The organism is Mesorhizobium sp. M7A.F.Ca.CA.002.05.1.1 (genome assembly GCF_003998335.1).
Lineage (GTDB): Bacteria > Pseudomonadota > Alphaproteobacteria > Rhizobiales > Rhizobiaceae > Mesorhizobium.
On record NZ_RZQI01000280.1, the window covers coordinates 1 to 6,605 of the forward strand.

5 protein-coding genes and 1 pseudogene are annotated in these 6,605 nt (G+C 62.2%); all 6 read left to right on the forward strand.

What is annotated here, in order from left to right; genetic code table 11:
• Nucleotides 1–55: 55 nt before the first annotated feature.
• Nucleotides 56–871: a septum site-determining protein MinD gene (gene minD / locus EN939_RS15990; RefSeq protein ID WP_013530671.1), complete on the forward strand. Its 816-nt coding sequence runs from the start codon at nt 56–58 to the stop codon at nt 869–871.
• Entirely contained in the window at nt 868–1,140 is a 273-nt protein-coding gene (minE, locus tag EN939_RS15995) for a cell division topological specificity factor MinE (RefSeq protein WP_024501686.1), read from the forward strand. Before minD ends, minE begins: the two co-directional genes overlap by 4 nt.
• A 280-nt stretch (nt 1,141–1,420) precedes the next feature.
• Entirely contained in the window at nt 1,421–2,506 is a 1,086-nt protein-coding gene (locus tag EN939_RS16000) for a hypothetical protein (protein WP_164751016.1), read from the forward strand.
• A gap of 48 nt (nt 2,507–2,554) precedes the next feature.
• Nucleotides 2,555–2,899: a hypothetical protein gene (locus tag EN939_RS16005; protein WP_127268761.1), complete on the forward strand. Its 345-nt coding sequence runs from the start codon at nt 2,555–2,557 to the stop codon at nt 2,897–2,899.
• A gap of 269 nt (nt 2,900–3,168) precedes the next feature.
• The gene (locus tag EN939_RS16010; RefSeq protein ID WP_127268762.1) at nt 3,169–5,373 is read left to right on the forward strand and encodes a sensor domain-containing diguanylate cyclase; all 2,205 of its coding nucleotides are present in this window, start codon (nt 3,169–3,171) and stop codon (nt 5,371–5,373) included.
• A 325-nt stretch (nt 5,374–5,698) separates the two neighbouring features.
• Nucleotides 5,699–6,605: pseudogene (locus EN939_RS16015) on the forward strand (hypothetical protein); the annotation flags it as partial.

The window sequence follows — 6,605 nt, forward strand, 5'->3', positions numbered from 1 at the left end:
ATATTGGGGCGGCCGATGGTCGCCCGACCAAGAAAACAACAACGGAGGCTTTTCAATGGGCAAGGTAGTGGTGGTCACCTCGGGCAAGGGGGGCGTCGGCAAGACGACCTCGACGGCGGCCCTCGGGGCGGCCGTGGCCAAGACCGGCAAGAAGGTGGCCTTGGTCGACTTTGACGTCGGCCTGCGCAACCTCGACCTGATCATGGGCGCCGAGCGGCGCGTGGTGTTCGACCTCGTCAACGTCATCCAGGGCCAGGCCAAACTCTCGCAGGCGCTGATCCGCGACAAGCGGGTCGAGACGCTGTTCCTGCTGCCGGCCTCGCAGACGCGCGACAAGGATGCGCTGACCGAGGAAGGCGTCGGCGAAGTCATCGACAAGCTGCGCTCGGTGTTCGACTACGTGTTCTGCGACAGCCCGGCCGGCATCGAGCGCGGCGCGCAGCTCGCCATGCGCTTTGCCGACGAGGCGGTCATCGTCACCAATCCGGAAGTCAGTTCCGTGCGCGATTCCGACCGCATCATCGGCCTGCTCGACGCGCGCACCTTGCGGGCGGAGCAGGGCGAGCAGATCGCCAAGCATGTGCTGGTGACGCGCTACGATGCGGCGCGTGCGTCGCGCGGCGAAATGCTGTCCATCGACGACGTGCTGGAAATCCTGTCGGTGCCGCTGCTTGGCATCATTCCGGAAAGCCAGGACGTGTTGCGCGCCTCCAACCTCGGTTCGCCGGTGACGCTGTCGGAGCCGCTCAATTCCGCTGCCAAGGCCTATATCGACGCCGCCAGGCGGCTGGAGGGCGAGGAATTGCCCGTCATCGTGCCCTTCGAGCGCAAGGGCTTCCTCGATCGTCTTTTGGGAAGGAGGGCGGCATGAACCTGCTCGACATCTTCAAGCGGCGCTCCAGCGCGCCGGTGGCGCGCGAGCGGCTGCAAGTGCTGCTCGCCTATGAGCGCCGCAACCGCAGCCAGCCAGACCTCGTCTCCATCCTGCGCGAGGAGATCATGGCCGTCATCGCCAAGCATGTGCAGATCGACCAGGATTATCTGCAGGTCTCGATGGACCGCGGCGAGACCATGTCGACGCTGGAAATCGACATCCAGATCCCCAACAAGAGCGCCGTGCCGCTGGCCATGGCGGGGTGACTTAGCAAGACTTGGGTTCCTCGCCCTCATTTCATGGGGGGGGGTGAGGAACCGTGCGTCGTGCAGGCTAGCGCCGGCAGCCCATCCCGACCGGCATTCACCCGCGTCCATGCCGCCTTCAAAGACCGCAGGTAATACGCTCTAAATTAACAATTTCTAAAACTCCCAATTGACACAAGTTGGCAATTGTTGATTTACTGCGCCTTTCCAGTATAAATCTGGATTGGCTCAGGGGGGAAACTTGCGCCTGTATAGAACGATTTGCCGCGCGGCCGCATTGTTGGCCGCCGCTCAGGTTTTATTTGCCTGCGCCGTACGGCCGACGACCCAGCAGGTCACGGGGGGCCTGGATACTGCCCGCATCGCCCAGGCGATCCGTTGCGAAATGCGCGATGCCTATATCACGCTGTTGATCGGCGCGCTCTCCCTGGACAGGGACAAATACAATATGGCGGTTGCGGCCAGCCTCAGTCGCGACCATCTGGCGCGGTTCATGCCGCCCGACAGCGCCACGCTCAGCAAGGATGACATCGCAAAAGCGAAGGCCAAAAATGAGTCTAAAGTATTTCGGGATTTTTTCACGTCAGGCTACAAAAATCTTCATGATAAAGAAAAGCAGCTCAAGCAAGTTGTTGAGACTTACTCCAAGGTTTTTATCTTCTACAAATATGTGTTCGACATGACCCAGACCGACAATCTGGGCGGTAGTGTCGATCTTTTGAGTGTATTTACCCGAGGAACGCTGACCAGCCCCATCGACGCATCGTTCGAAGGCAAGCGGCGGGCTAAGCGGGAGTTTGTCCAGAAGGACCGGGTCGACGAATTGCTGACCAATCTTCCGACGATCCGCCAGTGCAACAAATTCCGGGCCGAGCTTGCGGGCGGCGAGCCTCTTCCGAACGGCGCTTATCCGATTGCCGGGAAGCTCAATCTGATTGAAATCGTCAGGAGTTTCATAACGTCCAACCAGTCGGGAAACCTGATCGGCCAGATATCGGAAGCCGACCTGTTCACGCAGCGGGACAAGGTGCCAGTGCCCTCCATGAATGAAACGCTTGTTTTCACCACGACTCTGCATGCCGGTATCAGCCCGAAACTCGAATTGGGCAAACGGCTAAGCGGCACCGACGTCAAGGGCAGCACGCTGACAGCCACCACGGAAAGGGTGGACATCCATACACTGACGCTGGTCATGCAACTGCCTCCTACGGAGGGGGGACTGACCGTAGCCGAGGCACGGAGCAAGGCGGAGCAGCAAGAGTATGAGCGCCAGGTAGAGGCCGGGGTGCGCGAGCTTCAGCGCGTGGACGACAGCAACTATCGCGACAGGAAATCCAAGGTACTCGAGCTGATCACCGGAGAGTAGTTTCACGGCGCGACAGCATCGACAGGCGGATCAACCTAGGAGGAACCCATGGCAAAGGCGACCAGAACGGCGGCGGGCGCGAGTTCGTTCAGGACCAAGGACGGCACGACAAGGCGGCATACCAAAAAACTCTCTGTCGAAGGCGTGGTGCTTCACATACGCGCGATCATCGAACAGGGTCGCGCGCAGGAGTTTCTCGACGCCTGCAAGGAGCGCGGCTTTACCACGATGAAAGGACCACCCGGGCTCGTGGCATTTACGAGAAACTTCATCGCCGCTGCGCCGGGCGGAGCGGAGGCGACAGCCAAGGGAGCCGGTGACAAAAAGTTCTCCACCGCGGTCCGGGAAATGGTTGCAACGAACGCGAAGATGATCGACGACTGTTACTGCTGAACTGGCGTGACGATGCCGGGGCCGGTTGGTAGCGTACCCCACCCACCAAACCTCTGACACATGCCTTGAACACCAGCGTCTGTAAAAGTCCGCCGACCTTGCGGTTTTCCAGGTCATGGTGCCCCGTTAGCGCAGCGCCAGCCGCGCCTGCGAGGAGAAGGGGGCTGGCATCGTTAGGACGTTGATAAGCATTTGGTAATAAAAGCCGGGAATGAGATGCTGGCTCGATTGGACATGCGAGATGCCGTCGTTCTCGGCGGGGCCATGACATGCGCATCAAGAGTCAGATCATTCTCTCCATGGTGGCCGCCGCGGCTCTGATCGGGCTGGTCGGTGGCGTCGCGATCTTTACGCAGAAAGTGGCGACCAAATCGTTGGGGTTGACCGAAGCGACCAACGTCGCGCGGGAATTGGCCGACACCATCGTCTTCAAATCATCCGACGGGACGCCTTCGCTGCTCGAGCGGCCCGAGGCGCTCAAGCAATTCATGTTGCACCAGCACCGCCGCCTGCACCGGGATTTCCTGGTCCTCGACAACAACAAGACCATCCTCGCCCATGCCGCAGACGAAGAGCACCAGGTCGGCGACAAATTCGGTCACGACCCCGGCAACGAAATCGGCCAGACCCTGGCGGACGGCATTCCGCGCAGATTTGTCGATCCGGAGGAAGTGAACGCCATACTGGCTGTTCCGATCGAAAATCCCGAGGGTACGATCATCGGCGCCGTGCTGCTGGAATATGACCCTGTTCTGCAGGCCGCCGAACAAAGCACCGACAGCCTGCTCTGGCTGGTTGGCCTCAGCGCGGCGGCCGCCGTGCTGGTCGCGGTCGGCTTTGCATGGCAGCTGCTCCGCCGTTTCAGCTCTGGCCTCGGGGACATGATGCGCGGCATGGAAGCGCTGGCGAAAGGCAATGCCATGACGCGCATCAGCCACGCCCGCAACGATGAATTCGGGCAGCTGGCCGATGGCTTCAACACGATGGCGGACCAGCTTGCGTCGGCGCGTGCGCATGTCGAGGACATCGTCGAGACGGCTGCCGAAGGCATCGCGGTTCTAGACGGGGACGGCCGCATCGCCAGCGCCAATCCGGCGGCGGCAATGATGATCGGGCGGCGTGCCGACAAGATCGTCGGGCAGCAATGGGATTCGGTGCTGACCATTCGCGATCCCAGAGGCGGCGCGTTCGCCGCCGGCGCTTCTCCCATCGAAATGGCGCTAGCCACGGGCCGCCAGCAGCAGGGCGAAGTGCGCCTGGCCAGATCCGACGGCTCGCACCTGCCGGTCATCGCCAGTTGCGGTCCGCTCAGCCGATCCGAAGGCGGCCTCGTCCTTACGCTCAACGACATCAGCGAGCTGCGCCGTGCGGAGGGAGTGGTCAACGAGCGTGCCGATCAGCTGGCACTCCTCAACCGTGAACTGCACGAAAAGTCCGAAACCACGACCCGTCTGGTGAAGCTTGGCGAACTGCTGCAGGCCTGCGTCACCTTCCCGGAAGCGTTCTCGGTGGTCGGCACCGCCATGGCCGAGTTCCTCGGTGGTTTGAGCGGAACCGTCCACTTGACCAGCGCGTCGCGCAATCTGGTGGAAGAGATGGCGCATTGGGGCGACGTCCGCTCGAGCGCCACGCAATTCGCGCCGGAAGACTGCTGGGCGCTCAGACGCGGCCAGGAACATGTCGCCGGCCCCGGCATGCTCACGCCGCGCTGCGCGCATATCACCGAGAACGGCAAGAAGGGCTATGTCTGCATGCCTCTGGCCGCGCAAGGCGAAACGCTGGGCATCCTTCATCTGTGCGAACCGAATGCGGCCGAGAAGCCGCAATGGCTGGCTGAAAGACAGCAGATCCTGCGCGGCGTCGTCGACACGCTGGCGCTGGCGCTGGCCAATCTGCGCCTGCGCGAAACGCTGCGGCAGCAGTCGATCCGCGATCCGAACACCAGTCTGTTCAACCGGCGATATCTCGAGGAGACGAGCAGCCGCGAACTGCGCCGGATGGAACGCTCGGGCCAGCCGCTGGTGGTCATCATGCTCGATGTCGACCATTTCAAGCAGTTCAACGATACGTTCGGCCACGAAGCCGGCGATCTCGTCCTGAAGCAGGTCGCCGCCACCTTGATCGAGCACGCCAGGGATAGCGATGTCGTGTCGCGCTACGGCGGCGAGGAGTTTGCCCTGGTCATGCCGGGAAGCTCGGTCCAGGAAGGTGCCGAGCGGGCGGAAGCGCTGCGCCAGGCAATCAGGAAGCTTCATTTGACGCATCGCGGCCGAACGCTGGGCACCGTTACAGCCTCGTTCGGGGTCGCCGCCTACCCCGAGCATGGCGTGGGCTGGGCCGAATTGACCAATGCCGCGGATCACGCGCTCTACGAAGCCAAGGGTAATGGGCGCGACCGGGTCGCCATCGCGCTGGGCAACGCGTCCGGCGAGCGACCTCCGATCCAGTTGGTACCAGTCCCGAAAAGCAGCTGAGACCGTTTGGGTTAGAGCACTCGGCCCGGCCCTGCGATAGTGATCTTGCGCCTGCCAAGAGATCAGGCGAGCTTCTCCGCTGCCCTTGAGGTCTCGCGCGGGCTCTTCTGAGCGGCCACGGTCTTGCCGTCCTTCAGACCTCCACACCGTCAGAGGAATCCGGCTCTTCCCGGCTGCGGCATTGGTTGTTCGGGCTATTCCAGCCCCCAAATGTCCCAAATTTACCTTTGTGCCGACGGGGCTTCCCCTGCGCAAGCCGCGGATGTAAAGCTATATTAGCAATTCGTTAAGTGCGAAGAGAGGTATGCGTAAGGGGAGTTTGGTGATGAACTTCAGAGGCCTGATCAAGCGTGCTGAAGACGTGGATAAAGCGATCCAGGACCTGCAGATCGATTTGGCGGACGCGCTGGATGCAAGTCTCGACGCCGACGACCTGGCGCCGCCGGAGGGCGACGATGTGCCGGATGCCCAGGCGGCAGCCGATGGCGGGCCACCCCAGGCCGACGCGGCAAATGACGACAATGCAGGGAATGCCGAGGGTGCGGACAGTTCCGAAACCGCGCCACGGCTGACTGCCCATACACAGACCCGGCTGGCCGCATTGAGCGCCTTCGAGGGTCTCTTCCATGATGCCAGGGACTATCTGGAGGAGATCAACGACAAGCTGTCGGAGATCGGCACCTCACACCATCTGACGCGCGAATTCCTCAACATCCTGCACAGCGACATCCTGCGCGCCAACGAGCTGGAGGTTGCCAATGCCGCCCTGGCCGCCGAACAGAGGGCGCTGTCGGAAAAGCTGCACGATGCGGTGAAAAAACTGCGCGAGCGCGACGGCGCTTTCGAAGCGCTGCAGCAGCGCGAGACAAGCCTGGTCCAGGACCGGGAGACGCTGCGTGCGGCACTGGCCGCGGTCAGGCTGGAACTGGTGGAGACAGCCAATTCGAGCGCCAAACGCGAAGCGGAGTTCGGCGACATCGCCAAGCGGCTGACCGCCAGGACGGTGGAGGCCAACAGGCGCTTGCGCGAAAGCAAGATGCTGCGCGAAAAGCACGTCAACCTGTCGATCGAACTCGACAAGGCGCTGAAGCGGGAATCGCAGGCGCGCCACAGGCTCGACGAGCTGTCGACGATCCATGCCAGCGAAGCAGCGCGACTGGCGGAGCTGCTGGCGGCGCTCGGCAAGAGTGAGAAAGAGGAGATGCGGCTGCAGAAGTCGCTCGAGGCCGCAC

Excerpts from the sequence above, each read along its gene's own strand:
- minD (WP_013530671.1), top strand. The coding sequence starts at position 56 with ATGGGCAAGGTAGTGGTGGTCACCTCGGGCAAGGGGGGCGTCGGCAAG.
- minE (WP_024501686.1), top strand. The coding sequence starts at position 868 with ATGAACCTGCTCGACATCTTCAAGCGGCGCTCCAGCGCGCCGGTGGCG.
- EN939_RS16005 (WP_127268761.1), top strand. The coding sequence starts at position 2,555 with ATGGCAAAGGCGACCAGAACGGCGGCGGGCGCGAGTTCGTTCAGGACC.
- EN939_RS16010 (WP_127268762.1), top strand. The coding sequence starts at position 3,169 with ATGCGCATCAAGAGTCAGATCATTCTCTCCATGGTGGCCGCCGCGGCT.